A 25110-nucleotide genomic window follows, 5' to 3' on the forward strand; every position below is an offset into this window, starting at 1 on the left:
CTGCCTCAAACGCTACCTAGCCCGCGAAATCTACAACACCCTCCACCACCCCACCACCAGCACAAACATCCCTTGACAACCATAGGAGCATCCCGGTGAGCCAACCGCTAAGGCAGCTGGGGATCGGGGTCGGGGGAGGGCCGGGCGGTGGGCCTTTGCTCGCTTCGCATCGCCGGGTGTCTGTGGGTGCCGGGTGTCGCTATCGCTTCGGCCGCACCGAGAACGTCATGCCGAAGTTGTCCAGTGTGGACGGTAGGGGGGTGGCGGGGCCCAGTTGCTGTCCTGAGGTGAGCAGGTAGTCCCGCGTTTCCAGCATCTTCGCCAGGAAGACGCTCGTCACCATCAGCACCAGGTTCCGTGCGGGGCATTCGCCGGGGCCTGCGCTGAACGGGACCAGTGCCGGGTTCTCCTGCGCCCGCCCGTCGAGCCAGATGTCGGGGGCGAAGCTGTGTGCGTAGGGCAGGTTCTGGTCGTCCCGGTGGAAGAACGGGGCGAAGATCAGCAGGCCCGTGCCCTCCGGGAGGCCTTCGACCTCCTTCGTCGTGTCGCGGAGGATCGCTGGGGTTGTCGGCCACAGGCGGACCGTCTCCAGGACGCTCGCGCGCAGGTACGGGAGGTCTGGCGCGGACGGGACCTCCTCGAGCGCCAGCTGCCGGGCGTGCGGGTGCGTCGCCAGCATGCCGAGCGTGCGGAAGGTGACCATGCCCGCCGCGTCGAACGCGAACAGCCAGTGGCCGACCTGGTCGACTGCGTCTTCCTCCGTTGTCCCGGCCGCTTCGGCCAGGCTCCCGGCCTCGGCACGCGCGAGGTGGGCACGCACGCGTGCCAGTGTCCGCTCGCGCAGGCCCTTGTGCCTCGGCGAGAGGTAGGACCAGTTCGCCGACGACCGCAGCCGCCCCAGGAGTTCCGTCGTGGTGTCGTCGTCCCGTGCCGCGTCACCGAGGACGATGCGGCGCACCGCGCGCCACCAGACGCCCGCGAACTGGTTCCAGTCCAGCACCCCGGACGTGGGCAGCGCCGCGACCTCCTCCTGCACCTTCCGCAGCACGACCGGCGTGAGGTGGTGCAGCGGCTGCGGCGTCTCCAGCGCGCGCTCGGTGAACTCCCGCCGCCGGGCCCGCTCCGGTCCCTCCGAGATCAGCACGCCGTGCGGCTGGAACTTCTCCAGCGCCCGCCGCTTCTCCAGGTTCGCCGGGCTGAACGGCTCCGGCGACTCGGCCAGCACGTGCCCCACCTCGTCGGCGGACAGCACCAGCGCGAACGACCGCCCCGGCACCGCCAGCCGCACCAGCGGGGCCGCGTACTTCGCCCGCAGGTCCTGCAGGATCTGCACGGCCGAGGTGTCGGCCTGCGCCTTCTCCAGCAGCCCCATCACCTTCGGCCGCCGTTTGATGACCCCGCCGGCGAGCACCGGGCCGAGCACCCCGGTCGCCACTTTCAGGGTGTCGAGCCGGGAAGCGGTCGGTACCGTCACGTGCGTCCTCCTCTGACGACCAGGTCCGCGATCCGCCCCGAAGCCTGCTTCGCCTCGGGGAAGCTCGCGATCATCCAGGCGTGGAACATGTCCTCGTACTCCCAGTACTCCACCGGGACACCGTGTTCCTCCGCCTTCGCGCGGAACCGCCGCGCGTCCGACAGCAGCACGTCACGGGTACCGACGAACACGCTCAGCGAACCCAGCCCCGTCACGTCCCCGTTCAAGGGGCTGACCAGCGGGTCACTCGGATCCAGCCCGCCCGCGTACAGCCGTCCAGCCTCCAGCAGGCCGTTGATCGCCAGGTACGGGTCGTGCCGGTCGTACTCCTGCTGCGCCGGGTCGCTCATCGTGATGTCGAGCCACGGCGAAAGCAGCACGACCTCCTTCGGCTGCGGGCTGCCCTCGTCCCGCAGCGACTGCGCCAGCACCAGCGCGAGCCCGCCGCCCGCCGAGTCGCCCATGAGGATCTGGTCGTCGCCGGGCAGGCCGCTCAGCTTCTCCTTGTACACCGCCTTGACCATCGAGATCGTGTCGTCGTAGCGGTGGTCGGGCGCGAGCGGGTAGAGCGGTGCGGTCGCCGTGCAGCCCGTCGCGGTGACGAGTCGCGTGAGGAACGACCAGTGGTCCTTCTGGATCTGGTGCACGTACGCACCACCGTGGAAGTACAGCACGTGCCGCGAGGAGTAGCCCCGCCGCGGCCGCAGCGTGTAGACCGGGCGGTCGTGGATCTCCTGCTTCGTCACCAGGACCTGCTCCTGGACCGAGGCGGGCGGCTCCGCGTCCGCGGGCCGCTGCCTCGGCTCCAGGCTCTTGTGCAGCTTCGCGATGTCGGCAAACGTTTGCTTCCGCCGCGTCAGCCGCATCGCCGCGATCATCGCTCTGGCGTGCAAGCTCGGTTTCACAGCGGGTCGGGTACCCGAGCCCGCCGTCCGTCACACGTGGTCGCGCGGGAAGGTGTACCGCCAGTTCCGCGAGAACGCCCGGTGCGGGCCCTCGTACCCGTCCAGGCTCGCGTGCAGCACGAACTCCTCCGGCGTGCACGTGAGCAGGATCTTCGTGTCCGTCCTGGCCTCCCAGTCACCCCGCCGGAAGGTCATCGACCAGTCCGTCTGACCCGCCGGCGACGCGAAGTCGTCCGCCACCGACGTGTAGCGCTCGTACGCACGACGTGACACCTCCAGGTCGATGTCGTCGAACCGCTTGGTGCCCGAGTCCTTGAGGATCTCCAGCGTCTGCTCGTAGTTCACCAGGTCACGCGACACCTGCCACTTCTGCCTGCCGGGCCGGACCTGCGTCGTCGGCAGGGGCGGGGCGCCCTCCGGCTCGCCGAACACGTGCGCGCCCACCTCGTCGGCCTCGTTCGTCGGCCGGACCGGCAGGGTCAGGTTGCTCGACCCCGTGAACACCGTCAGCGTCGCGGCCTCCGGCGGCGGCCACGCGAGCGGCCAGTACGAAGTGGACAGTGACAGCCGGATGCGGTGGCCCTTGGGGAACCGTTGCGCCATCCCGTTCAAGGTCAGCTCGACGTGATAGCGCTTTCCGGGTTCCAGCGGCTGCGGGTCGTCGTGCCCGTCGCGGTGGGTCAGGTTGAGCAACCCGTACGTCACCCGCGTCGCGCGCCCGTCCGGCGCCACGTCGGACAGCCGCGCGGCCACCATCGCCACCGGCTTGTCCGCGCAGACGTCGAGGTGCACGACGGGTGCGCCGAGGATCTCACACGGTTCGGTCAGCTCGTCGGTGTCGAACACCAGCGAACCGCCGTCCTCCTCCCGCTGGTCGTAGGGCAGGTCCGGCGGGGCGTTGTAGGACGCCCACTTCCCGGCGAACTGGCCCACCGACAGCGGCGACTCGACGCTCAGCCCGCGTTCGGGGATCTCCTCGCCCGGCCGGGCGATCCGGTGCGGCGCCAGGCAGTACTTCTCCGGCTTGATGTGCGGTGACGGCCAGTGCGGCTCCCCGACCCAGCGGCCCGGCCGGTCCTCGTACGCGGTCGACGGCGGCACGCTGTCCTGCATCCAGGCCAGCAGCATCGGGCCGTCCAGCACGCCGTTGTCCGCGTCCTTGAGCCAGTGGTCCCACCAGCGCACGACCTCCTGCAGGTAGCCGATGGCCGGCCCGGGCTCGCCGAGGTGCGGGTACCGGTGCGACCACGGCCCGATCAGGCCCTTGCGCGGCACGTCGAGGTTCGCCAGCAGCCGGGTGACGGCGTTGGAGTAGCCGTCCGCCCAGCCGCTGGAGGCGAGCACGGGCACCTGGACGTCGGAGTAGTTCTCGCACACCGAGGCGTGCCGCCAGTAGTCGTCACGCCGCTGGTGCCGCAGCCATTCGTCGACCCACGGGCCGACCGCCTCGATCCGCTCGGCCCACATGTCGCGCCAGCGGTCCCCGACCAGCGCGGGGTCCGGCGGGAGCGTGCTGTAGGCGAACATCGTGCCGGCCTCGGCGAGGTTGTCCGACAGCATGCAGCCGCCCATGTAGTGGAAGTCGTCGTTGTACCGGTCGTCGGTGAACGACGAGATCACGATCGCCCGCAGGCTCGGCGGTTTGCGCGCGGCGACCTGGAGCGAGTTGAACCCGCCCCAGGAAATGCCCATCATGCCGGTCTTCCCGTCGCACCACGGCTGGTTCGCGATCCACTCCAGCACGTCCTCGGCGTCGCGCTGCTCCTGCTCCAGGTACTCGTCGACCAGCACGCCCTCGGACTCACCCGTGCCGCGGATGTCGACGCGCACGCACGCGTAGCCGTGCCCGGCGAGGTAGGGGTGGTGGATGGAGTCGCGCCCGGCGGTCAGATCCCTTTTGCGGTAAGGGATGTACTCCAGGATGCCGGGCACCGGCTGGTCGTCGGAGCAGACCGGCCGCCAGATCCGCGCGGCGAGGCGGGTGCCGTCCGAAACCGGTATCCAGACGTGCTCGGACTCGGCGATCTCGTACGGCAGTGAGCTGACCGCCCGCAAGTCTCAGACCTCCTCGAACTCGAAGTGCAGCGCGTCGACCGTCCGCTGGTACTTCTCCTTCAGTTCCGCCTCGCTGTCCGCGCCGACGTAGACGAACGCCAGCTCGTAGCTGTAGCTGTCCTGTGCGTCCATATCGGACAGTCGCTGACCCTCCCGCGGCACGAGGTCCACGACCACGCCGGGGATGTCACGCTGGATCCGCTCGATCTCCTCCCGCGTGGGCAGGCGGCGCACGATGCCGTCTTCGAACCGGCGGTGGTACCACTTGGCGCCGATCTTGTACTTCCCCTGCCCCCGCGGCATTTCCGGCAGGTTGCCCAGGCCCAGCTGCACCATGCAGTGGTGGTTGGGCACGCCGTCGACGAACTCGAACATCTCCGCGTGCGACTGCGAGTGCCGGGCGTTGACCTCCAGCACGTTCACCTCGCCGGTGTCGGGGCAGGCGAAGAACTCGATGGAGAAGGTGGAGTTGTTCATGCCGAGCTGCTCGATCACCTTCTTCGACACGTCGAGCATCTTGTCCACCACCTCCTCGGGCAGCTGCGAGGGGTACTGGTGGCGCAGGAAGCAGGGCGTGCCGGGGTAGTTTATCGAGTCGAGCGCCCCGTTGAGCACGACTTCGCCGTCGTGCACGTACCCCTCCGTCGCGGCCTGTTCGCCGACGAGCGATTCCTCGGCGAGGCACGCGAGCGCACCGGCGTCCGCGACCTCCGATGGCAGGTGCAGTTCCGGTGCGTGGTCGAGCACGTACTGGAACGGTTTGCCGACCCGGTCGATGCCCTCGCGGATCTTTTCCACGGCGTCGGCGAACTCCTGCTCGTCGTCGGCCTTGAAGGCCAGTTCGGAGGAGAACGACTTCACCGGCTTCAGCCACATCGGGAAGTCCAGGTCGGCGGGCGGTTTCTCGTCGCCGTCGAGGTCCACGAGCGCGAACTTCGGCAGGTTGTCGATCACCTTGGCCTGTTCGAGGCGGCTCCAGTACTTGTGCTCGGCGCGGATCACGCCTTCGAGGTCCGGGTGCGGCACGCCGTAGCGCTTGCTGAGGATGGGCACGATCGACGTGACGGGGAAGTCCCAGTAGCCGACGATCGCGTCGATGTCGCCGTCGAACTCGTCGAGCCGCTGGATGGCCTTGTCGATCAGTTCGGCGATGCGGATCTCCCCCTCCTGGATCTCCGACAACGTGAGCACCGGGTGGAACCGGTAGTTTTCGGCTCCCGGCACCCGCCGCAGCGTTCTCAGGTTGGGGTCGTCCAGGCCCACCACGAAAATGTTCTTGGTCTCCACTCGCTCCTCCTCCGTATCTCGGCCATTCGGGTCCCCGAGCGCGGAGAGGGATAAACCCTCCCCCCATTCGGTACTGTGCGTGCTGTGGCCGACCTCAGCGAGTACCGGAGGAAACGGAATCCCAGGCGGACTCCGGAACCGGTGCCTGCCGAAGAAGCTTTGCCACGCGGGAACGACGACACGTTCGTGATCCAGGAACACCACGCCCGGCGCCTGCACTGGGACGTGCGTTTCGAGCGTGAGGGCGTGCTGGTGTCGTTCGCCGTGCCGAAGGGGCTGCCGCCGCTGCCGGACACCCCGCGGCTCGCCGTGCACACCGAGGACCACCCGTTGGAGTACGCGACTTTCGAGGGCACGATCCCCGCCGGGGAGTACGGCGGCGGCGTGATGAAGATCTGGGACCGCGGGCACTACGAGACGCTGCACTGGGGAGACCACAAGGTCGAGGTGGTGTTGCACGGTTCGCGGGTGCGCGGCAAGTACGTGTTCGTGAACCGGCATTCGGCGGAGGAACAGCGGGACTGGATCGTCCGGCGCGTGGATCCGCCGCAGCGCAAGGACTTCGCCGCGTTACCCGTGTTCGTGCAGCCGATGCTGCCGCGCAAGGGCGGCCTGCCCCCGGATGACGACGGCTGGGCGTACGAGTTCCTCTGGGAGGGGGAGCGGGCGCAGGTCCGGGTGGAGGGCGGCCGGATCGAGGTGCGGCACGCCGACGGCCACGAGATCACCGACCTGTACCCGGAGTTGAAGGGGCTCGGCGAGGAACTGGGAGCCACCGAGGTGCTGCTGGACGGCGAACTGATCGCCATGGACGATGGCCGCCCCAGCCCCGACGCGCTGCGCCGCCGCACCGAGGCCCCGGACGCCCGCAGCGCGAAACGCCTGGTCAGCAGTGCCCCGGTGCTGTACCTGCCGTTCGACGTGCTGCACCTGGACGGGCGGTCGCAACTGGACCAGCCGTACTCGCGGCGGCGCCAGCGGCTGCGCAAGCTCCACCTGGAGGGCGAGAGCTGGCGCGTGCCGCAGCACTACGTCGGCGGCGGAGCAGACGTCCTGGCGGCGGCGCTGGACAACGGCCTCACCGGGGTGACCGCCAAGCGGCTGGATTCGGAGTACGAGCCAGGCAAGCGCAGCGCGAACTGGCGGGTGGTCAAACGCCGGAGGTGAGGCCGCGGTTGGCGGTGGGGCCGCGGCGCCGGGCGGGCCGCCCGCGGCGGCCGGGCCGCCGCGGAGTCCGGGCCGCAGCGTTCGCGCTGGGCTACGGCTGCTGGGCAGGGCGGGGTCTCGACGGCGCTGGGGGTGGGGCATGCCGCTGCGGAGGCCGGGTCTCGCCCGCACGGCTCGCGGTGGCCTGCCGCCGCCGGGCGGCGCGCGCGGAGGCGAGGCATGCCGCCGCGCGCGGGCCGGGTTCGGTCGCAGCGCTCGCCCTGGGCTACGCCGCTCCGGAGGCCAGGTCTGGCCCGTGCGGCTCGCCACGGGCTACCGCCGCTGGGCAGGGCGGGGGTCTCAGAGGCGCCCTGGTGAGGCCTGGCTCGCTGAGGCCGGGTCTCAGCCGCAGCCGTCCACGCTGGGCTACCACTGCCACAGAGGCCGGGGTTTCGGAGGCGCGGAGGCGAGGCATACCGCCGCGCAGGCGGGGGCGACGCCCGCCCTGGGCTACAGCCGGGCGAGCCGGAGGCGCCGAGACGAGGCGCGCCGCCCCGCGGCCCCCGCCCTGGGCTACCGCCCCCGGGCGGGCGAGGGCCTCGGAGGCGCCGAAGTCAGGCGCGCCGTCCCGGAGCCACCCCACCCGCCCTGAGCCCCCCGCCCCCCACCAAGACCCCACCCCACCGGCCCACCGGCCACCGAACCCACCCCACCCCACCGGCCGCCGAACCCACCCCCGCCCCGCGAACCCCCACCCCAGCCGCCCCGCCAGGTTTTCTCCCCTCCCGGCCTGGGCATTCCCCGGCCATGCAGCTGCCCCCGCCCCTGTCACTGTGGGTCGACACCGCCCCGTCGCCCGACCGGGCCACCCGGCCCCTGCCCACCGAGGTCGACGTGGTCGTCATCGGGGCCGGGATCGCCGGCCTGACCACGGCGTACGCGCTGCTCAACGCGGGCCGCTCGGTGCTCGTCGCCGAGGCGGGGCAGGTCGCGGGCGGCGTCTCCGGGCACACGACCGCCAAGGTCTCCGCCCAGCACGGCCTCAAGTACGCCACGCTCAAGTCCCGCAAGGGGACCGACGGCGCGCGCCAGTACGCCCGCAGCCAGTCCGACGCCATCGACTGGATCGAGCGCACCTCGGCGGAGCTGGGCATCGACTGCGACTTCGAGCGGCGGGACAGCTACGTCTACTCCACCCGGGACAAGCAGGTCGGCAAGCTCAAGGAGGAGGCCGACGCCGCACAGGAGGCCGGCCTGCCCGCGACCTTCGTGACGGACGTGGACCTGCCCGTCGACGTCGTGGGCGCCGTGCGCGTCACCGAGCAGGCGCAGTTCCACCCGCGCAAATGGCTGCTCGGCCTGGCCGCGGCGATCGAGGGCCTCGGCGGCACCATCCTGGAGCAGGCCCGGGTGCAGCGCGTCGACGAGCGCCCCGTGCCGACCGTCCACGTGCGCGGCGGCCAGGTGCGCGCCGCCGACGTCGTGATCGCCACGCACTACCCGATCCTCGACCGCGGGTTGTACTTCGCCCGCCTCGAACCGACGCGTGACCTCGTGGTGACGGGTGAGGGTGACCCGCCGCCCGGCATGTACCTGGACGCCGACACGCACCACTCCGTGCGTGGCTACGACGGCCTGCTGATCGTCGGCGGCGAGCACTACCGCACCGGCGAGCACGTGGACGTCGAGGCGCGGTACGAGACGCTCGCGGACGTGGCCACGCGCTTCGGCGTCCGCCGCGTGACGCACCGCTGGTCCGCGCACGATATGTCCACATTGGACTCCGTCCCGTACGTCGGTCGCTACCACCCGGGCACGCGCCACCTGTGGGTCGCGACGGGCTTCGGGCAGTGGGGGATGACCGGCGGCACGGCCGCGGGTCTGTTGCTGGACAAGGAGATCCGCGGCGAGGGTAGCGAGTACGCCGGCCTGTACGACCCCTACCGCTTCGACCTGCGGTCGTCGGTGAAGCTGGCGGAGAACAACGGCCAGGTGACCAAGCACCTCGTGACCGACCACCTGCGTGCCGTCACGTCGGGCGGGCTGCCGAGCGTCGGCGAGGGCAAGGTGACCCGGCGGGGCACCCAGTTCGTCGCCTCCTACCGCGACGAGGACGGCACCGTCCGCAGCGTCAACGCCCGGTGCACGCACCTGGGCTGCCTGGTGGCCTTCAACAACGCCGAAAGGACCTGGGACTGCCCATGTCACGGATCGCGGTTCGGCACGGACGGCTCGGTGGTCCAGGGCCCGGCGACGCGGGCGCTGCCGCCTGTGGCGGACTGACCCTCGGGGTCGAGGAGGAGTTCCTGCTCCTCGACCCCGCCACGGGCGCCACCGTGCCGCGTGCCGCCCGCGTGCTCGAAGGACATCCGCCGCTACCGGACGGCGCGAGCCTGCAACCCGAACTCCGTGCCACGCAAGTGGAATCCGCGACGGGGATCTGCACGACGGGACACGAACTCCGGGCGCAGCTCCGCCGCGGAAGGCGCTTTCTCCGCGAGGCCGCGAGCCTGCACGGCACCGCCGTCGCCGCCACCGGCACGTCCGTCCTTTCCGGACCCGCGGTGCTGGGCGCGAACGACGGCCGGTTCGCGCGCATCGACGAGCTGTACCGGGGGATGGTCGCCGACTACGAGGCGTGCGGCTGCCACGTGCACGTCGGGATGCCGGACCGGGAGACGGGTGTCGCGGTGCTCAACCACCTGCGCCCCTGGCTGCCCGCGCTGCTGGCGCTGTCGGCGAACTCGCCGTTCGACCACGGCCGCGACACCGGCTACGGCAGCTGGCGCATGGTGCAGCAGTCGCGCTTCCCGGGCTCGGGCGTGCCGCCCTACTTCGCCGACCTCGCCGCTTACGACGACGAAGTGGCGCGGCTGGTGGACTGCGGTGCACTGGTGGACGAGGCGATGTCGTTCTGGCTCGTCCGGTTGCCGAGCAGGCTGCCCACCATCGAGTTCCGCGTCGCGGACACCGCGCTGACCGTCGACGAGGCGGTCTTGCAGGCGCTGTTGTCCCGCGCGCTGGTGAGACGCGCGCTGGCCGACCTGGCGCAGGGGCTGGCCGCGCCCCGGCTGTCCGGACAGGTCGCCGCCGCGGCGGTGTGGACCGCGGCACGGGACGGCCTCGACGGCAGCGCCGTGCACCCGGCACTCGCCCAGCAGGTGCCCGTGGAGCGCGTCGTCGCGGCGTTGCTGGAGCACGTGCGGCCCGCGCTGGAGGACACCGGCGACCTGGAGTTCGTGCGCGAAGGGGTGCGGCGCCTGCTGCGGGACGGCACCGGCGCACGCCGGCAGCGCCACGCACTCGCCGCGGGGTTGCCCGCGTTGCTCACAATGCTGACGGGTGAGGCGTAGCAGCAGGAAAACGCGGGTATTCACCCGTTATGACGACTGCTGTTGCCGTGCTGCCCGAGGCCAGGGGCCCCTTGTCGGAAGCGGTGCTGGACTCGCTGCGCCGGGACGAGCGTGGCGACTTCCCGGAACTGCCCGTGACCGGCGACGCCGACCCGTTCGGCGAGGACCTGCAGCTGGCGCTGCACGTGTGCTACGAGCTGCACTACCAGGGCCTGCCAGGCGTGGACCCGGAGTGGGAGTGGGACCCGGAGCTGCTGCGGCTGCGCGGCGCGATGGAGCGCGTGTTCCTCGCCGGGCTGCGGGCGCACACCGCGGGCGGCGAGGACGTGCGCGGTGAACTCGACGAGCTGCTCGTCGAACCCATCGACGGCACCGGCATCAGCCACTTCCTCGCCGAGCAGGGCGAGTGGTGGCACATGCGGGAGTACCTGACCCTCCGCTCGATCTACCACCTCAAGGAGGCCGACCCGCACGCGTGGGTCATCCCGCGGCTGCGCGGCCGGGCGAAGGCCGCGCTGGTCGCCGTGGAGTTCGACGAGTTCGGCGGGGGCCGGGCGGAGCGCCTGCACTCCCGGCTGTACGCGGACCTGATGGACGCCGCCGGGCTGGACTCGGGCTACCTGCACTACCTGGACCAGGCGCCGGGCTGCATGCTGGCGGTCGTCAACCTGATGTCGTTGTTCGGGCTGCACCGGCGGCTGCGCGGCGCGCTGGTGGGCCACTTCGCGGCGGCCGAGATCACGACGGCGCCGAGCGCGATGCGCATGGAGAAGGCGCTGAACCGGCTGGCCGCGCCGGACGCGTGCAAGCTGTTCTTCACGGAGCACATCGAGGCCGACGCCGTGCACGAACAGGTCATGCGGCACGACGTGATCGGCGGCCTCCTCGCGGACGAACCGGAGCTCGCGGCGGACGTCGTGTTCGGCATCCAGGCCACGAACCTGGTCGAGGCCCGGTTCGCCACGCACGTCCTGTCGGCGTGGCACTCGGGCCGGTCGTCACTGCGGTCCTGAACGAAAGGAGGGGCCTCGCCGCAGTGGCGAGGCCCCGGACGGTCAACCGCGGACTTTCTTGCGGTGGCTGGTGTCGCAGAAGGGAAAGCGCTTGCTGCGGCGGCAGGCGCACACCGCCACGACGAACCGGTCCGAGGTCACCGTGGACCCGTCGGGCAGCCGCAGCTCCACCGGTCCCTCCACGAGCACCGGCCCGCCCTGTTCGATCGTGACGCGGCGTGGTTCAGCGTTCGATGCGGTCGGCACGGATCACCACCAGCTCTTCGGTCCGCTCGCCCGGTTCGATGAGGCCCGAGCTTTCCAGGTAGTCGATGCGGCTGCGCATCACGGGGCCGAACGGCTCCAGCGCACGCGCCACGACCGAGGACTTCAACCCCTTGTCCCGCAAGGATTCCAAGGTCATCGACACCCCGCACAGTGCGGAGTGGACGACGAGGAGGGTCCCGTTCGGCGCGAGCAGGTCCGCCGCCCGGTCACACAGCTCGTCGAGGCACCGGCGGCCGTCGAACCCCGCGTCCCAGGCCAGTGCCGCCCCGCGCGCGGGATCCGGCGACGCGCAGGGCACGTACGGCGGGTTCGCGGTGATGAGGTCGAACTGGCCCTCCACGGAGGACACCGAGCCGTGCCGCACCCGGACCGGCAGCCCGCGCATGCGCGCGTTGAACCGGGCGCTCAGCACGGCGGGCAGGTAGCGGTCCACCGCGGTCACCTGCCGGGCGCCGTGCCGCGCCGCGGCGATCGCCGCCACCCCGGACCCGGTGCACAGATCCAAAGCCCGGGCCGGCCGGCCCAGCCGGGCGTCCCGCAACGCGCTCAACAGCAACCGGGTGTCCGCCTGCGGGCGGTAGACACCGGGCAGTCTCAGCAACCACACCCGGCTGTGGTACCTCCGCCGGAGCGGGTCAAACATGGGGCCGCTTGTTCAGCAGCCGGATCACCGCGCGTTCCAGCACCTGCCGGTCCTCGTCGCCGTGGATGCCACGGTCACCCAGCCGGCGCAGGGCCGATTCCACGGTGAGGCCCTCCTCGTAGGCCTTCACCACCCGTGGATCCACATAGGATTTCCTCGCCACGGCAGGGGTGTTGCCGAGGTTCTCGGCGACCTCCCGCATGACCGCGGCCTGCGTGCGCTTGAGGCCACGCTGGGACTTCACCGGCCCCGCCGCCGCGAACGCCGCCGCCGCGAGCACGGTCGCGTGCCACGTGCGCAGGTCCTTCCCGGTGAACTCGTCCCCGGCCAGCTCCTTGAACCGCTCGTTGATGGCCTCGGCGTGCACCTCGTGCCAGCCGAGCCGGTCGCGGTAGACCAGCAGCCGGTCCGAACCGGACTTCACCCGCAGCAGCCCCCTGATGACCTTCGCCAGCTCGGGGTCGGTGATGCTGTGGTTGCGTTCGATGCTGCCCTTGGCGTTGTAGCAGAAGGTGATCTCGTCGCCGCGCACGCTGACGTCTTCCTTGAGCAGCGTGGCCGCACCCCGCGTGCCGTTCGCCTCGGCGTACTCCTCGCTGCCGGTGCGGAACACGCCCCGGTCGAGCATGCGCAGCGCGGCGGCGAGCACGCGGGTCCTGGTGTACCCGCGCTCGTCGAGGTCGGCCGCCACCCGCTCACGCCACTTCGGCAGGCACCTGGCCAGGCGCAGCACGCGGTCGTGCTTCTGCTCGTCGCGCTCCCGCCGCCACTGCTCGTGGTAGAGGTACTGCTTGCGGCCCGCGTCGTCGATGCCGACCGCCTGGATGTGCCCGTTGGGCCGCGGTGAGATCCACACCTTGCGCCAGGCAGGCGGGATCACCAGGTCCTGCACGCGCTGCAGCGTCTCCTCGTCCCGCAGCGGCTCGCCCTCGGGCGTGAAGTAGCGAAAGCCCTTGCCGCTGCGGCGCCGCCGGATGCCGGGCTTCGCGAGATCACTCCTGGCCAGGCGCATCCTGACCTCCGACCGCTCTCATCCGGCCTCGGTCAGTGCGCTCGTCACGGCACCGAGATCGCGGTAGGTGCGGTCGGGCAGGCCGCCGAGGTGGCCGAGGGTGCCGTCGTCGGCGCCCTGCGCGGCGGCCTGCCGCAGCAGCTCGGCCCTGTCGCACGGGAAGTCCACATCGGACAGCAGCGTGCGGAGCCGGTCCTCCTCGGGCAACGTCATGCCCCGGAAGTACCCGGTGGCCGGGCGGGCAAACCGGGCTCAGTCCGCGATCCAGTTGCCGTGGAACCCTTCGGGCACGCGGGCGGGCAGGTGCACGGTCGCCACCGGTTCGCGCAGGTCCGTCGCGTCGAGGACGACGACGTCGCTGGCGTCGCGCGCCCGGTCGTACACGTAGGTGATCAACCAGTTCGGCGGCGCGAACACCGCTTCGCCGGGCTTGCGGCCCGGCCCGAACTCGTGCGCGGTGGCGCCGCCGCCGTGCAGGTCGTAACGCACGAGCGCGTCGTCCGCCGTGACGTGGCCGTAGCGGACGTCGAGCCCGGCGAGCCGGTCGTCGATGCGAGGGAACTCGCACGGCCGGTCGTCGAGCTGCTCCTCGCGGACGGTGCCCGTGCGCAGGTCCACGGTCCACCGCCACAGCGTCGCGGGCCCGTCCTCGTGCCCCGGCCACCACAGGTGCGCGTACCGCACGACGTGCAGCACGATCGCGTCTCCGGCCTCGTGGGCGTTGAGGGTGTGGAAGACGTAGCACGGCTCGACCGGGAACCAGCGCACCTCGCCGTGCGGGTCCTGCCGCGACAGCACACCGATGCGTGCCCCATAGCTTTCGCTCCACTCGTACGGCATGCCCTGCCCCGGGCTGAACACCACGGGCAGGTCGAGGAACACGACGTGCCTGCTGGTGAGGGTGAAGTCGTGCATCATCGTCGCGCCCGGCACGTCGATGGGACGGGACAGCTGGAGCTCGCCGTGGGCGTCGGCCCGGTGGTAGGTCACGTACGGCTCGCGCACGTCGTAACCGAAGAAGTGCAGTTCGCCGGTTTCCGGGCAGATCTTGGGGTGCGCCGTCATCGCGGTGGTGAGCTTGCCCGAGAAGTCGTAGGGGCCCACCGTGTCGAGTTCGTGCGTGATCTCGTACGGCAGCGAGGACTCGACGAGCGCGAGGGTCTTCCCCGCGTGGTTCACGACGTGGGTGTTGGCGAGAGACGCCGTGCGGTCGACCGTGCCGTCCTCCCGGTAGAGGCGCACCGATGGGTCCTCGAAGCTGCGGGTGCGGACCCAGCGGTTGCGGTACCACGCCGCACGCCCCTGCTCGAACCGGACGCCGTGGATCATCCCGTCGCCGACGAACCAGTGCGCGGACTCGTCGCGCGGGTTCGGGCCGTTGCGCAGGTACCAGCCGGTCAGCTCCGGCGGGATCGAGCCGGTGACGGGCAGGTCGAACTCGGTCAGCTCGTCGGTGACGGGCGCGTAGTTGCCCTTGAGGTGGAAGGTCGTCCGGGTCATGACAGCTCCTTCAGCGCGCGGGCGCGCACGATCGCGGGGTAGCGGATGGTGAACACGGCCGGCACCGCGAACCCGATGACCTCCACCACGATCACGCCCACCGTGCCGTGCACGAGCGACAACGCGACGGCGTGGAAGGTGAACCCGCTTGCCCACACCGCGGTGATCACGGCGTTGGTGCGGCGGAAGAGCGGGTTGTCCCACATCTCGGGCCCGATCATCGTGCGGGCGATGCCGAGCGTGAACGGCTTGCCGACGGCGAGCGAGCCCCAGGCGGTGAGGGCGAGCCAGATCGACGGCAGCGCCACGATCTCGTGGCGCAGCGGGGAGTCCGGAGCGGCGAAGGCGAACACCGTCAGGAGTGTGAAGAACAACGCGCCGCTGAGTTCGATGACCAGCGCGTCCCAGGGCGTGCGGCGACGGCGTTGCCAGACGACGAGCACCGCCGACACCAGGAGGCCCGCCAGAGCGCTGTAGCGCCAGTCGACCTCCTTGGCCAGGACCGCGTACGCCAGCCAGGGGGCGAAACTCCGCAGAAAGTGCATCGACCACTCCTCAACATTCCAAGATTGACAGGTCGAAGTTAGAAGGTGAGACTTCGACCTGTCAAGAGTGGAAGGTAGGATCTGCCCATGAGTCTCCGACACGCCGTGCTGGGTCTGCTGGCGGAGGGTCCGGCCAGCGGCTGGGACCTGATGCAGAAGTTCGACCTCGCGCTGACCGACGTCTGGCCCGCCACGCAGAGCCAGGTCTACGGCGAGCTGAACAAGCTCGCCGCCGCCGGGCTGCTGGAGGTCGTCGCCGAAGGGCCGCGCGGGCGCAAGGAGTACGCGATCACCGGCGAGGGGCGGGCGGAGCTGCGGCGGTGGCTGATGGAGACCCCGCCGCGGAACCGCCGGAACGAGGTGCTGCTGCGGGTCTTCTTCCTCAACGCGGTCGAAACGGGCCAGGCGAGGGAGTTCCTGGCGCGCTGGACGGAGACGGCGGCCGAGGAGCACGAACGCCTGCGCAAGCTCGACGACCAGGTGGACTGGGGCGACGACGCGTTGTCCGTGTACGGCAGGCTCGCGCTGGAGTGGGGCCTGCGGTTCACGCAGATGCACCGGGAGTGGGCCGAATGGGCGCTGGAGCGGCTGCCGGAGAAATAAGCGCGGCCGGGTTGTGGTTGCGCTCACCATGAGCCTGGTGAAGGTGGAACGTGGTGCGAAGCGGGTGCGGGTGGTCTTCGGTGGCAAGGTCGTCGCCGACACACTGCGGCCGCTGCTGGTGTGGGAGGTGCCGTACTACCCGGCGTACTACCTGCCGAAGGAGGACTTCGCCGAGGGCGTGCTCGTCCCCGGCGACGGCAAGGCGCTGACGGTCCGCGTGGGCGAGCGCGAGGCCGTGGATGCCGGCGTGGAGTACGAGGACGAACCCGAGGTGCGCGGCCACGTGCGCCTCGACTTCGAGGCGATGGACAGCTGGTTCGAGGAGGACGAGGAGATCTTCGTCCACCCCCGTGACCCGTACAAGCGCGTGGACATCCTGGGCAGTTCCCGGCACGTGAGGGTCGAGATCGACGGCGTCACGGTCGCCGACTCGCACAGCCCCCGCCTGCTGTTCGAGACCGGCCTGCCGACGCGGTACTACCTGCCGAAGACCGACGTGCGCCTGGACCTCCTGGAGCCGAGCGACACGATCACGCGCTGCCCGTACAAGGGCTCGGCGGAGTACTACTCGGTGCGCGTCGGGGACAAGCTGCACCAGGACGTCGTCTGGTACTACCGCACGCCGCTGCCGGAGAGCCAGAAGGTCCAGGGCCTGGTCTGTTTCTACAACGAGAAGGTCGACATCTACGTCGACGGTGTGAAGGAGGAACGGCCGAAGACCCCGTTCTCGGCCGACTAGGCTTTCCCCATGCAGGATCGCCTCTACTTCCGGCAGTTGCTGTCGGGCCGCGACTTCGCCGTCGGGGACCCGGTCGCCACGCAGATGGTCAACTTCGCCTACCTGATCGGCGACCGGGAGACGCGGGAGGCCGTGGTCGTGGACCCGGCCTACGCCGTGGGTGACCTGCTCGACGTCCTCGCCGCCGACGACATGCGGCTCACCGGCGTCCTCGCCACGCACCACCACCCCGACCACGTCGGCGGCAGCATGATGGGCTTCACCCTCGCCGGGCTCGCCGAGCTGCTCGCCCGCGAAGCCGTGCCCGTGCACGTCAACCGCAACGAAACCGAGTGGGTCCAGCGCGTCACCGGCCTGTCCGCGACCGACCTCACCGGCCACGACCACGACGACGTCGTGCACGTCGGCGAGATCCCGATCCGGCTCCTGCACACCCCCGGCCACACCCCGGGCAGCCAGTGCTTCCTGCTCGGCGACCGGCTCGTCGCGGGCGACACGCTGTTCCTGGAAGGCTGTGGCCGCACCGATTTCCCGGGCGGCGACGCCGAAGCGATGTACCACAGCCTCTGCGCGCTGGCCGACCTCCCCGGCGATCCCGTGGTCTTCCCCGGGCACCAGTACTCCGCCGCGCCCTCGGCGCCCCTGTCCTCGGTGCGGGAGAACAACTTCGTCTACCGCCCCAAGAACCTCGACGAGTGGAAGACGATGTTCGGGGGCTGATGAACAGTCAGGGCATGAAGGAGTGGACGTAGGCGAGCGCCGCCTTCATCGACGCCCGCAGGGGTTCGGCGGTGCGCAGCGTCCGGCTGAGGAGCCCGCCGCCCTGCAGCGCCGCGAGCAGTGCCATCGACAGTTCGTCCAGATCGGCCTCGGCGCGCAGCTCGCCCCGTTCCCGCATGGCCTTCAGGCCGTCGTGCAGCAGCGACTGCCAGCGTTCGAACACGTTGCACAGGTCTTCGCGGAGCTGGTCGTCGGCCGGACCGAGCTCGCCCGCCAGTGAGGTCAGCGTGCAGTCCCCGCGGCCGTGGTTGTGCTCCTGGTGCTCGACCGCGGCGTCGGCCCACGCACGCAGGGCCTCGAAGCTGTCCAGCGGGCCCATGACCGGCTCGCCGGGCACGAGCGGCGCCTCGGCCTGGCGGAGGATGACCGCCCTGATCAGGGCCTGCTTGCTGTCGAAGTAGTGGTAGAGCTGCGACCCGCTGATCCCCGCCGCCTTGCGCACGTCCTCGGTGCTGGTGCCCGCCACGCCGCGGTGGGCGATGAGCTCGGCCGCCGCCTCCAGGATGCGTTCCCTGGTCGCCTGGCCTTTGCGGGTCAACGTCACGACGCCAGTCTACCGGACTGGGTTGCGCAACCCAGATTTGGCGAGTACGAATTGGGTTCATCAACCCAGAAAGGATCCCCGCGTGAAACTGGGACTGGGACTGCCCCACTACAGCGACGAAGCCGCCCCGGACCGGATCGTCGCGTTCGCCCAGCGCGCGGAAGCGCTGGGGTACGACTCGGTGTGGGCGCTCGAACGCCTGCTCCGTCCCGTCGAGCCGCGCAACCCGCCGTGGGAAGGCATGCGGCCGCCGCAGTACTACGCCCGCGTATTCGACCCGATCGAGACCGTGACCTACGTCGCGGCCCACACGCGGACCATCCGGCTCGGCACCAGTGTCATCGATCCCGTGAGCTACCAGGGACGCTTCTACCGCATCCCGCCATCAGAGGTCGGGCCGAAGCCGCTGCGGGAAGGCGGTGTGCCGGTCCTCATCGGCGTGCTGCCCCAGGCCGAAGCCTCCGTCGAACGGGCCGGCCGGATGGGGCTCGGCCTGCACCCCATGGCCTTCGACTGGAAGAGCCTCGAACACCAGCTCACCCTCTTCCGCGAGACGACGCCCAGCGGCCGCGAGCCCGGCCCCGTCGTCGTCCGGGTCAACAACCCGGTCACCGAAACCCCGCTCGACGAGGCCGACCGCACGCCGTTGTCCGGCTCGGTGGAGCAGGTGAGGGCGGACCTCCAGCGCGCCGCCGAGCTGGGCATCGACTACGTCATGTGGGACCTCACGGCGGGCTTCGTCCCCTACGACGTCCAGCTCCGCCTCCTCGAACCGCTGATCGAAGCGAAGCCCTGACCGGGAACCGCAGCGGCCCGGGCTAGAGCCAGTCCTCCGCGACCCGGGCCGCGAGCTGCTCCAGCAACGCCGCGGTCTCCGTCATGCACCGCTGGACGTCCGGCTCGATGTCCGTCAGCCCGTACCCGGCCGAAAACCCGTGCTGCCGCAGGGTTTCCCGGTCGAGCGTCACGCGTCCGGCGACCGCGACCACCGGCGTCCCGGCCGCTCGTGCCGCGATGCCGGCCGGGCCCTTGCCGCGCAGCGTCTGCTCGTCGAACGACCCCTCGCCGGTGATCACCAGGTCGGCCCCGGGCAGCTTCTCCGCGAACCCGGTCAGCTCCAGCACCACGTCGATCCCGGAGCGGAACGTCGCGCCGAGGAGCGCCAGCGCCCCGAAGCCCGTGCCGCCCGCCGCTCCCGCGCCGGGCGCGTCCGCGAACTGCGTGCCGACGACCTCGGCGAAGTGCGCGAGCGCCCGGTCCAGCAGCTCGATGTCCTCGGGCGTGGCGCCCTTCTGCGGCCCGTACACCGCGGCCGCGCCGTGTTCGCCGAGCAATGGGTTGTCGACGTCGCTCGCCAGCACGATCTCCGCCTTGCGCAGACCGCTGAGGTCGATCGTCGCCAGGTCCAGCAAAGCCTTGCCGCCCAACGGGAGTTCGCGCCCCTCGGCGTCGAGCAGGCGCGCGCCGAGCCCCTGCACGAGGCCCGCACCGCCGTCGGTGCTCGCGCTGCCGCCCAGCCCGAGCACGACCTTCGTGCACCCGTTGTCGAGCGCGTGCGCGATGACCTCGCCGACGCCGAGCGTGGTGGCCGTCAACGGCGCGAGTTCGGTCATCATGCTCAGCCCGGACACCGCCGCCAGCTCGACGATCGCCGTGTCGTCCTTGCGCGCGTACCCCGTGCGCACCCGCTCGCCCGTCGGCCCGGTCGCCTCGGCCGGCACGAACTCGAACCCCGCCGCGACCGCCGCCGCCACCGTGCCGTCCCCGCCGTCCGCGATCGGGCACTCCAGCGTCTCGACGCCGGGCACCGCCCGCCGCAGCCCCGCCGCGATGGCGTCCGCGACCTCCTCCGCGGGCAGCGTTCCCTTGAACTTGTCCGGCGCGATCACGACTCTGGGCACCGCGGACTCCCTTCCCGCATCTCCGCCACCAGAGACGCGACCACTGCCTTGAGGCTGCCGTTGTGCTCCCGCGCCACCGCGCGCTGCCGCTGGTAGCTCGCCCCGTGCTTGAGGATCGTCTCGATCCCGCGCAGCTCCGCGACGCAGTCCAGCCGCCGGGCCACCGGTTCCAGCCGGTCGAGCAGGTCGGCGACGTCGTCGGTCACCAGCCGTTCGCGCCCGGCCGCGTCGAGGATGACGATCGCGTCCAGCCCGTACCGCGCGGCCCGCCACTTGTTCTCCTGCACGTGCCACGGCGGCAGCCGCGGCAGCTCCTCGCCGCGGTCGAGCCGTTCGCTGAAGTCGTCGACGAGGCACTGCGTGAGCGCGGCGATCGCGCTCACCTCCGCCAGCGTCGGTAGCCCGTCGCACACCCGCATCTCGATCGTGCCGAAGTGCGGGGCGGGCCGGATGTCCCAGCGGATCTCCGAGAGGTGGTCGATCACCCCGGTGGTGAACATGTCGTCCACGTAGTGCTCCAGCTCGGCCCACTCGCGGAACTGGAACGGCAGCCCCGCCGTGGGCAGCTGCTGGAACATCAGCGCGCGGTTCGACGCGTACCCGGTGTCCTCCGCGCCCCAGTACGGCGACGACGCCGACAGCGCCTGCAGGTGCGGCGCGTAGTTCAGCAACGCGTCGAGCACCGGCAGCACCTTGTCGCGGGAGTCGAGCCCGACGTGCACGTGGACGCCGTAGATCAGCATCTGCCGGCCCCACCACTGCGTGCGGTCGATGAGCTTCTGGTACCGCGCCTTGTCGGTGACCTTCTGCTGGTACCACTGGGAGAACGGGTGCGTGCCGGCGCAGAACACCTCGACGCCCAGCGGGTCGATCACCGAGTGCACGGTCTCCAGCGACCCGCTCAGGTCCGCCGCGACCTCGCCGACCGTCTCGCACACCCCGGTGATGATCTCGATGGTGTTGAGCAGCAGCTCCTGCTTGATCTTCGGGTGTTCCCGCTGCCCGTCCGGCCGCACCGCCTCCAGGATGCGCTCGGCGACCGACGAGAGCTCGCCGCTGCGGCGGTCCACGAGGGCGAGCTCCCACTCGGCCCCCACCGTCGAGCGCCGCGACGGTGTGAAGTCGATCCGCATTCAGACCTGCGCGCCGTTGCTCGGATCCGCGCCGTCCGGCGGCCCCTGCTTGACGCGCAACAGCAGCAACGCGATCGCGGTCGCCAGCGCCAGGATGCCGAGCGGGGTGCCGACCGTGGCGTTGATGCCGACGAGGCCGGGCGCGATCAGCAGGAACAGGCCGATCAGGAACAGCAGCAGGACGACGAACGCGCCCTTGCCGGGCCGGGGGAGCGGCGGCGGCTCCGGCGGCACGTAGTGCTCGTCGTCGTCGGCCGGGTCGTCCCCGAGCACGGTGTCCTCCCACGCCGTGCCCCCGGTCCGCCACTGCGGCTGCTCGGGCTCGGCCGGCGGTGCTTTTTCGGCCTTCTCGGCGCGCTCCGCCTTCTCCGGCCGGGGCTCCACGGGTTCGTCGAGGAACTCGCCGACGCCCTCGGCGCGCAGGTCGGCGACGATGGCCGCGAACGTCGCGTCCACGTCCTCCGGGTCGGTGCCGTGCGAGTTCATCGCGATCCCACCTGCTCGTGTGCGAACTCGACGCTGCGCTCGAAGATCAGCGGGGCGTCATGGTCGAGGGTAGCCACGTGGAAGCTGTTCTCCAGCACCACCTCGGTGACGTTTTCGCTGCGCACCCCCGCCAGCACGAGCTCCGCGTTGACGGGCTCGACGACGTGGTCGGCGCGGGAGCGGAACAGCAGCAGCGGCTGCGTCACCTTGTCCAGGTCGGCGCGCACCAGGCGCCACAGCTGCGCGAGGCTCGCGGCGGCGCGCACCGGGGTGCGGGGGTAGGCCAGCTCGGTCACCCCGGGCTTGGCGATGTCGTTCGCGATCGCGGGCACCGACGGCAGCACGCGGCCCAGCAGCGGCAGCAGTTTCGCGTCGCGGCGCAGTGTCGTGACCGACGGGTTGACCAGCACGAGCCCGGCGACCTGCTCGCCGAAGTCCTCGGCGAGGCGCAACGCGAGCGTGCCGCCCATCGACAGGCCGAACACGAACACCGACTCGCACGTCTCGCGCAACGCGAGCAGCTCGGTGCGCAGGCAGCCGTACCAGTCGTGCCACGTGGTGCGGTTGAGCTCCGGCCAGGACGTGCCGTGGCCGGGCAGGCGCGGGCAGCGGACCGTGAAGCCGCGCTCGGCCAGGTACTCGCCCCACGGCCGCATGCTCTGCGGCGTGCTGGTGAAGCCGTGGCACAGCAGCACGCCGGCCTCGACCGACCCGGTGTGCGAGAACGGCTCCGCACCGGCGAGCACGGGCATGATCCGTCCGCCCTTCTCCGCTGACCTGACCCGCACCATCGTCGCACGCGCGAGCCGATCAGCACATGCCCGCCGGACCTGTGAGATGCCGCGCACCTCGCGGAGGCGCCGTTGTGCTCGGCCGGTCACGGTTCGTACCCTGGGGGGAAGCTGGTCGGGCGGGTCGGAAGGGCGAAGCGCGGTGTTGTACCGGTTGCTCAAGTGGGTGCTGCTCGGGCCTGCACTCCGGTTGCTGTGGCCCACGAAGGTCACCGGCACCGAGCACATCCCCGCCACGGGTGGTGCGATCCTCGCCAGTAACCACCTCGCGGTCGCCGACTCGTTCTTCATGCCCCTGCGGGTGCCCCGCCGCGTCACCTTTCCCGCGAAGTCGGAGTACTTCACCGAAAAGGGGGTCAAGGGCCGGCTGAAGAAGTGGTTCTTCACCGGCGTCGGGCAGATCCCGATCGACCGCTCCGGCGGCACCGCGGCCCAGGCGGCGCTCGACACCGCGATCCGGCTCCTGCGTGAGGGCCACCTGCTCGGCATCTACCCGGAGGGCACGCGCTCGCCGGACGGGCGGCTGCACAAGGGCAAGACCGGCGTCGCGCGCATCGCGCTGGAGGCGAAGGTGCCGGTGATCCCGGTCGCGATGATCGGCACCGACGAGGTCAACCCGATCGGCTCGAAGATGTGGCGGCCGCGCCGGCTGGAGATCCGGTTCGGCAAGCCGCTGGACTTCTCCCGTTACGAGGGGCTGCAGGGCGACCGGTTCGTGGAGCGCTCGATCACCGACGAGATCATGTACGCCCTGATGGAGCTGTCCGGCCAGGAGTACGTGGACATCTACGCCGCCCGCGCCAAGGAGCTGATGGCGGCCGAGGCCGCGGGCGTGCGCCCGGCGGTGCCCGCCCAGTCCGCCCGCGAGATCGACCGGGTCCCGGAGTCGAAAGCGTCCTGACTAGAGTTTCCCGGTGCGATTCTTCTACGACACCGAGTTCATCGAAGACGGCGTGACGATCGATCTGGTGTCGATAGGGGTCGTGGACGAGCGGGGCCGGGAGTTCTACGCCGTGTCCACCGATTTCGACCCCGGCAAGGCGGGGCCCTGGGTGCGGGAGCACGTGCTGCCGAAGCTGCCCTCGCCGGCGGATCCGGCGTGGCGCAGCCGGGAGCGGATCCGCACCGACCTGCTGGACTTCTTCGGTAAGCCGCCCGGCGGCATCGAGCTGTGGGCCTGGTACGCGGCGTACGACCACGTCGCGCTGGCGCAGCTGTGGGGCCCGATGCCCGCGCTGCCGCGCCAGCTGCCCCGCTTCACGCGCGACCTGCGCCAGCGCTGGGAGGACGCGGGCAAGCCCAAGCTCCCCTCCCCACCCGCCGACGCACACGACGCACTCGCCGACGCCCGCTTCAACCTGGAGCGGTGGCGGATCATCGAGGCCCAGCGCACCCGCCGCTGAGCCCTGACGCCCACCACGCGCGACGGCTGCGGTGCCCGCGCTCACCGGCGCGCGACAGGCCCCGGCCAGCACCAGGTCTTGGCGGCCTGGCCCGCGGAAGCTCTCCGCACCACGCCGAGGCCCAGCGCACCCGCCGCTGAGCCCCGATGCCCGCCACGCGCGACGGCTGCGGCGCTCTCCGGCCCACCACGCGCGACGGCGCGGCGCTCCTCGGCGCGCCACCTCCCACCGCGCTCACCGGCGCGCGACGGCGCGGCGCTCCTCGGCGCGCCGCGCCCGCCGCGCCCGCGCTCCCCGGCGCTCCTCGGCGCGCCGCGCCCACCGCGCCCGCGCTCACCGGCGCGCGACGGCCCCGGCCAGCTCGTCCAGCAGCTCCGCCGTCGTCGGCCAATCGAGGCACGCGTCCGTGATCGACTGCCCGTAGGTCAGCTCGGACGCCTGCCCCAGCACCAGATCCTGGCGGCCCGCCTCGAGGAAGCTCTCCAGCATCACGCCGACGATCCCGCGCTCGCCGTCGCCGATCCTGGCCGCCAGCTCGCGGACCACGCCCGCCTGCCGGACGTGGTCCTTCCCGCTGTTGCCGTGCGAGGCGTCGACGATCAGCCGCTCGGGCAGGCCGCTCGCCCGCAGCCGCGCGAGGGTGTCCCGCACGGTTTCCGCGTCGTAGTTCGGGCCGCCGCTGTGCCCGCGCAGGATGACGTGGCAGTCCGGGTTACCCGCCGTCGTGACGAGGGCGGCCAGGCCGTCGGCGTTGATCCCGGGGAACACGTGGCTCGCCGCGGCCGCGCGCGTCGCGTCCACGGCGACCTGCACGTCGCCCTCGGTGGAGTTCTTGATCCCCACCGGCATGGACAGCGCGCTGCACAGCTGCCGGTGCACCTGGCTGGCCGCGGTCCGCGCGCCGATCGAACCCCAGCTGACGGTGTCGGCGATGTACTGCGGGGTGATCGGGTCGAGGAACTCGCAGCCCACGGGCAGGCCGAGCGCGGAGATGTCGAGCAGCAGCTTGCGGGCGATCCGCAGCCCCTGGTTGACGGCGTAGCTGCCGTCCAGCCCGGGGTCGTTGATCAGGCCCTTCCAGCCCAGCGTCGTGCGCGGCTTCTCGAAGTACACGCGCATCACGACGTGCAGCTGTTCGCGCAGCGCGTCGGCCTTCTCGGCGAGCCGGATGGCGTAGTCGACGGCCGCTTCCGGGTCGTGCACCGAGCACGGGCCCACGACGACGAGCAGCCGGTCGTCGTCACCGTTGAGGATGTCGACGGTCGCGGCGCGCCCCTGCGCGACGGTCTTGGCGACGGCCGCGTCCATCGGGTGCTCCTGGCGGAGCAGGGCGGGGGAGAGCAGCGGGCTCATGCTCACGGTGCGCTGGTCGTCGAGCGCGACCGGGGTTTCCGCGGGGCCTGCGGCGATCTGCATGGCGGTTTCGGTCCTTTCGCGACCGGCCCGCCGTGTGCTGCCACCGAGCCGGTCTTCGTTCTCCGGCTCGTGGGTGGCTGGTTCAGCGCGCGGCGATCTCGCCGGCTGGCCCAC

Annotated in this window: 26 protein-coding genes; 10 read left to right on the top strand and 16 right to left on the bottom strand. The window is 71.3% G+C overall.

Annotation, left to right across the window (positions count from 1 at the left end; genetic code table 11):
* Window positions 1–199: 199 nt before the first annotated feature.
* Genes BMZ92_RS20125 through BMZ92_RS20140 form a run of 4 tightly spaced genes read right to left on the bottom strand, consistent with a single transcriptional unit; the run spans window position 200 to window position 5721 of the window.
* Window positions 200–1474, bottom strand: coding sequence for a cytochrome P450 (locus BMZ92_RS20125; RefSeq protein WP_245783155.1), 1275 nt, complete (start codon window positions 1472–1474; stop codon window positions 200–202).
* Complete coding sequence (locus BMZ92_RS20130; RefSeq protein WP_245783156.1) at window positions 1471–2379, bottom strand: alpha/beta hydrolase; 909 nt, start codon at window positions 2377–2379, stop codon at window positions 1471–1473. Before BMZ92_RS20130 ends, BMZ92_RS20125 begins: the two co-directional genes overlap by 4 nt.
* Before the next feature lie 30 nt (window positions 2380–2409).
* Entirely contained in the window at window positions 2410–4434 is a 2025-nt protein-coding gene (locus BMZ92_RS20135) for a CocE/NonD family hydrolase (protein WP_091509906.1), read from the bottom strand.
* Between the two features lie 3 nt (window positions 4435–4437).
* Window positions 4438–5721, bottom strand: coding sequence for an ATP-grasp domain-containing protein (locus tag BMZ92_RS20140; RefSeq protein ID WP_091509909.1), 1284 nt, complete (start codon window positions 5719–5721; stop codon window positions 4438–4440).
* A gap of 141 nt (window positions 5722–5862) precedes the next feature.
* Here BMZ92_RS20140 and BMZ92_RS20145 point away from each other — a divergent pair, with 141 nt between their 5' ends.
* The 4 genes from BMZ92_RS20145 to BMZ92_RS20160 all read left to right on the top strand — a co-directional run bounded on the left by BMZ92_RS20145 (window position 5863) and on the right by BMZ92_RS20160 (window position 11233).
* Complete coding sequence (locus tag BMZ92_RS20145) at window positions 5863–6888, top strand: DNA polymerase ligase N-terminal domain-containing protein (RefSeq protein ID WP_245783157.1); 1026 nt, start codon at window positions 5863–5865, stop codon at window positions 6886–6888.
* 786 nt (window positions 6889–7674) lie between these two features.
* Window positions 7675–9150 (top strand): FAD-dependent oxidoreductase, encoded by a 1476-nt coding sequence (locus tag BMZ92_RS20150; protein WP_091509915.1) that lies wholly within the window; start codon window positions 7675–7677, stop codon window positions 9148–9150.
* Window positions 9069–10220: a carboxylate-amine ligase gene (locus BMZ92_RS20155; protein ID WP_091509919.1), complete on the top strand. Its 1152-nt coding sequence runs from the start codon at window positions 9069–9071 to the stop codon at window positions 10218–10220. Before BMZ92_RS20150 ends, BMZ92_RS20155 begins: the two co-directional genes overlap by 82 nt.
* Before the next feature lie 29 nt (window positions 10221–10249).
* Window positions 10250–11233, top strand: a complete 984-nt coding sequence (locus BMZ92_RS20160) for an iron-containing redox enzyme family protein (protein WP_091509920.1) — start codon at window positions 10250–10252, stop codon at window positions 11231–11233.
* Window positions 11234–11275: 42 nt separating this feature from the next.
* Here the strand turns inward: BMZ92_RS20160 and BMZ92_RS20165 are convergent, their stop codons facing one another.
* The 6 genes from BMZ92_RS20165 to BMZ92_RS20190 are packed head-to-tail and all read right to left on the bottom strand — an operon-like array spanning window position 11276 to window position 15200.
* Window positions 11276–11479 carry a CDGSH iron-sulfur domain-containing protein gene (locus BMZ92_RS20165; protein WP_091509923.1) on the bottom strand — a complete coding sequence of 68 codons (204 nt, stop codon included), beginning with the start codon at window positions 11477–11479 and terminating at the stop codon, window positions 11276–11278.
* Window positions 11457–12107 carry a HemK2/MTQ2 family protein methyltransferase gene (locus BMZ92_RS20170; RefSeq protein WP_245783158.1) on the bottom strand — a complete coding sequence of 217 codons (651 nt, stop codon included), beginning with the start codon at window positions 12105–12107 and terminating at the stop codon, window positions 11457–11459. Before BMZ92_RS20170 ends, BMZ92_RS20165 begins: the two co-directional genes overlap by 23 nt.
* A 28-nt stretch (window positions 12108–12135) precedes the next feature.
* Complete coding sequence (locus tag BMZ92_RS20175; protein WP_091509928.1) at window positions 12136–13155, bottom strand: DNA topoisomerase IB; 1020 nt, start codon at window positions 13153–13155, stop codon at window positions 12136–12138.
* Between the two features lie 18 nt (window positions 13156–13173).
* Window positions 13174–13368, bottom strand: coding sequence for a DUF2795 domain-containing protein (locus tag BMZ92_RS20180; protein ID WP_091509930.1), 195 nt, complete (start codon window positions 13366–13368; stop codon window positions 13174–13176).
* 39 nt (window positions 13369–13407) lie between these two features.
* Window positions 13408–14655 carry a carotenoid oxygenase family protein gene (locus BMZ92_RS20185; protein WP_091509933.1) on the bottom strand — a complete coding sequence of 416 codons (1248 nt, stop codon included), beginning with the start codon at window positions 14653–14655 and terminating at the stop codon, window positions 13408–13410.
* The gene (locus BMZ92_RS20190) at window positions 14652–15200 is read right to left on the bottom strand and encodes a DUF3159 domain-containing protein (protein ID WP_091509936.1); all 549 of its coding nucleotides are present in this window, start codon (window positions 15198–15200) and stop codon (window positions 14652–14654) included. The genes BMZ92_RS20185 and BMZ92_RS20190 overlap by 4 nt, the downstream gene beginning before the upstream one ends.
* 87 nt (window positions 15201–15287) lie before the next feature.
* On the opposite strand from BMZ92_RS20190, the gene BMZ92_RS20195 reads away from it, so the two are divergent.
* From BMZ92_RS20195 to BMZ92_RS20205, 3 genes are read left to right on the top strand one after another with little or no spacing between them, the layout of a single operon-like run.
* A complete protein-coding gene (locus BMZ92_RS20195; RefSeq protein ID WP_091509937.1) occupies window positions 15288–15803 on the top strand; it encodes a PadR family transcriptional regulator in 516 nt (171 codons plus the stop codon).
* A gap of 28 nt (window positions 15804–15831) precedes the next feature.
* On the top strand, window positions 15832–16542 hold the full coding sequence (locus BMZ92_RS20200) for a DUF427 domain-containing protein (protein WP_091509940.1): 711 nt from the start codon (window positions 15832–15834) through the stop codon (window positions 16540–16542).
* Between the two features lie 9 nt (window positions 16543–16551).
* Window positions 16552–17262 carry an MBL fold metallo-hydrolase gene (locus BMZ92_RS20205; protein ID WP_091509941.1) on the top strand — a complete coding sequence of 237 codons (711 nt, stop codon included), beginning with the start codon at window positions 16552–16554 and terminating at the stop codon, window positions 17260–17262.
* 7 nt (window positions 17263–17269) lie between these two features.
* On the opposite strand, the gene BMZ92_RS20210 is transcribed toward BMZ92_RS20205, so the two are convergent.
* Window positions 17270–17866 carry a TetR/AcrR family transcriptional regulator gene (locus BMZ92_RS20210; RefSeq protein WP_091509944.1) on the bottom strand — a complete coding sequence of 199 codons (597 nt, stop codon included), beginning with the start codon at window positions 17864–17866 and terminating at the stop codon, window positions 17270–17272.
* Between the two features lie 82 nt (window positions 17867–17948).
* On the opposite strand from BMZ92_RS20210, the gene BMZ92_RS20215 reads away from it, so the two are divergent.
* Window positions 17949–18662, top strand: a complete 714-nt coding sequence (locus tag BMZ92_RS20215) for an LLM class flavin-dependent oxidoreductase (RefSeq protein WP_177228784.1) — start codon at window positions 17949–17951, stop codon at window positions 18660–18662.
* A 22-nt stretch (window positions 18663–18684) separates the two neighbouring features.
* On the opposite strand, the gene BMZ92_RS20220 is transcribed toward BMZ92_RS20215, so the two are convergent.
* The 4 genes from BMZ92_RS20220 to BMZ92_RS20235 are packed head-to-tail and all read right to left on the bottom strand — an operon-like array spanning window position 18685 to window position 22138.
* Window positions 18685–19767 (bottom strand): glycerate kinase, encoded by a 1083-nt coding sequence (locus BMZ92_RS20220; RefSeq protein ID WP_091509948.1) that lies wholly within the window; start codon window positions 19765–19767, stop codon window positions 18685–18687.
* Window positions 19752–20900, bottom strand: a complete 1149-nt coding sequence (locus BMZ92_RS20225) for a glutamate--cysteine ligase (RefSeq protein ID WP_091509951.1) — start codon at window positions 20898–20900, stop codon at window positions 19752–19754. Before BMZ92_RS20225 ends, BMZ92_RS20220 begins: the two co-directional genes overlap by 16 nt.
* Window positions 20901–21386 (bottom strand): hypothetical protein, encoded by a 486-nt coding sequence (locus tag BMZ92_RS20230; RefSeq protein ID WP_091509953.1) that lies wholly within the window; start codon window positions 21384–21386, stop codon window positions 20901–20903.
* The gene (locus BMZ92_RS20235; protein ID WP_091509956.1) at window positions 21383–22138 is read right to left on the bottom strand and encodes an alpha/beta hydrolase; all 756 of its coding nucleotides are present in this window, start codon (window positions 22136–22138) and stop codon (window positions 21383–21385) included. The genes BMZ92_RS20230 and BMZ92_RS20235 overlap by 4 nt, the downstream gene beginning before the upstream one ends.
* Before the next feature lie 181 nt (window positions 22139–22319).
* Here BMZ92_RS20235 and BMZ92_RS20240 point away from each other — a divergent pair, with 181 nt between their 5' ends.
* Both BMZ92_RS20240 and BMZ92_RS20245 read left to right on the top strand, forming a co-directional pair.
* Complete coding sequence (locus BMZ92_RS20240) at window positions 22320–23078, top strand: lysophospholipid acyltransferase family protein (RefSeq protein WP_091509957.1); 759 nt, start codon at window positions 22320–22322, stop codon at window positions 23076–23078.
* Between the two features lie 13 nt (window positions 23079–23091).
* Window positions 23092–23580 (top strand): polyadenylate-specific 3'-exoribonuclease AS, encoded by a 489-nt coding sequence (locus tag BMZ92_RS20245; protein WP_091509960.1) that lies wholly within the window; start codon window positions 23092–23094, stop codon window positions 23578–23580.
* Window positions 23581–23913: 333 nt separating this feature from the next.
* On the opposite strand, the gene BMZ92_RS20250 is transcribed toward BMZ92_RS20245, so the two are convergent.
* Window positions 23914–24996: a 3-deoxy-7-phosphoheptulonate synthase gene (locus BMZ92_RS20250; RefSeq protein ID WP_091509962.1), complete on the bottom strand. Its 1083-nt coding sequence runs from the start codon at window positions 24994–24996 to the stop codon at window positions 23914–23916.
* Window positions 24997–25110: the final 114 nt, after the last annotated feature.

Source organism: Amycolatopsis sacchari (assembly GCF_900114035.1).
Lineage (GTDB): Bacteria > Actinomycetota > Actinomycetes > Mycobacteriales > Pseudonocardiaceae > Amycolatopsis_E > Amycolatopsis_E sacchari.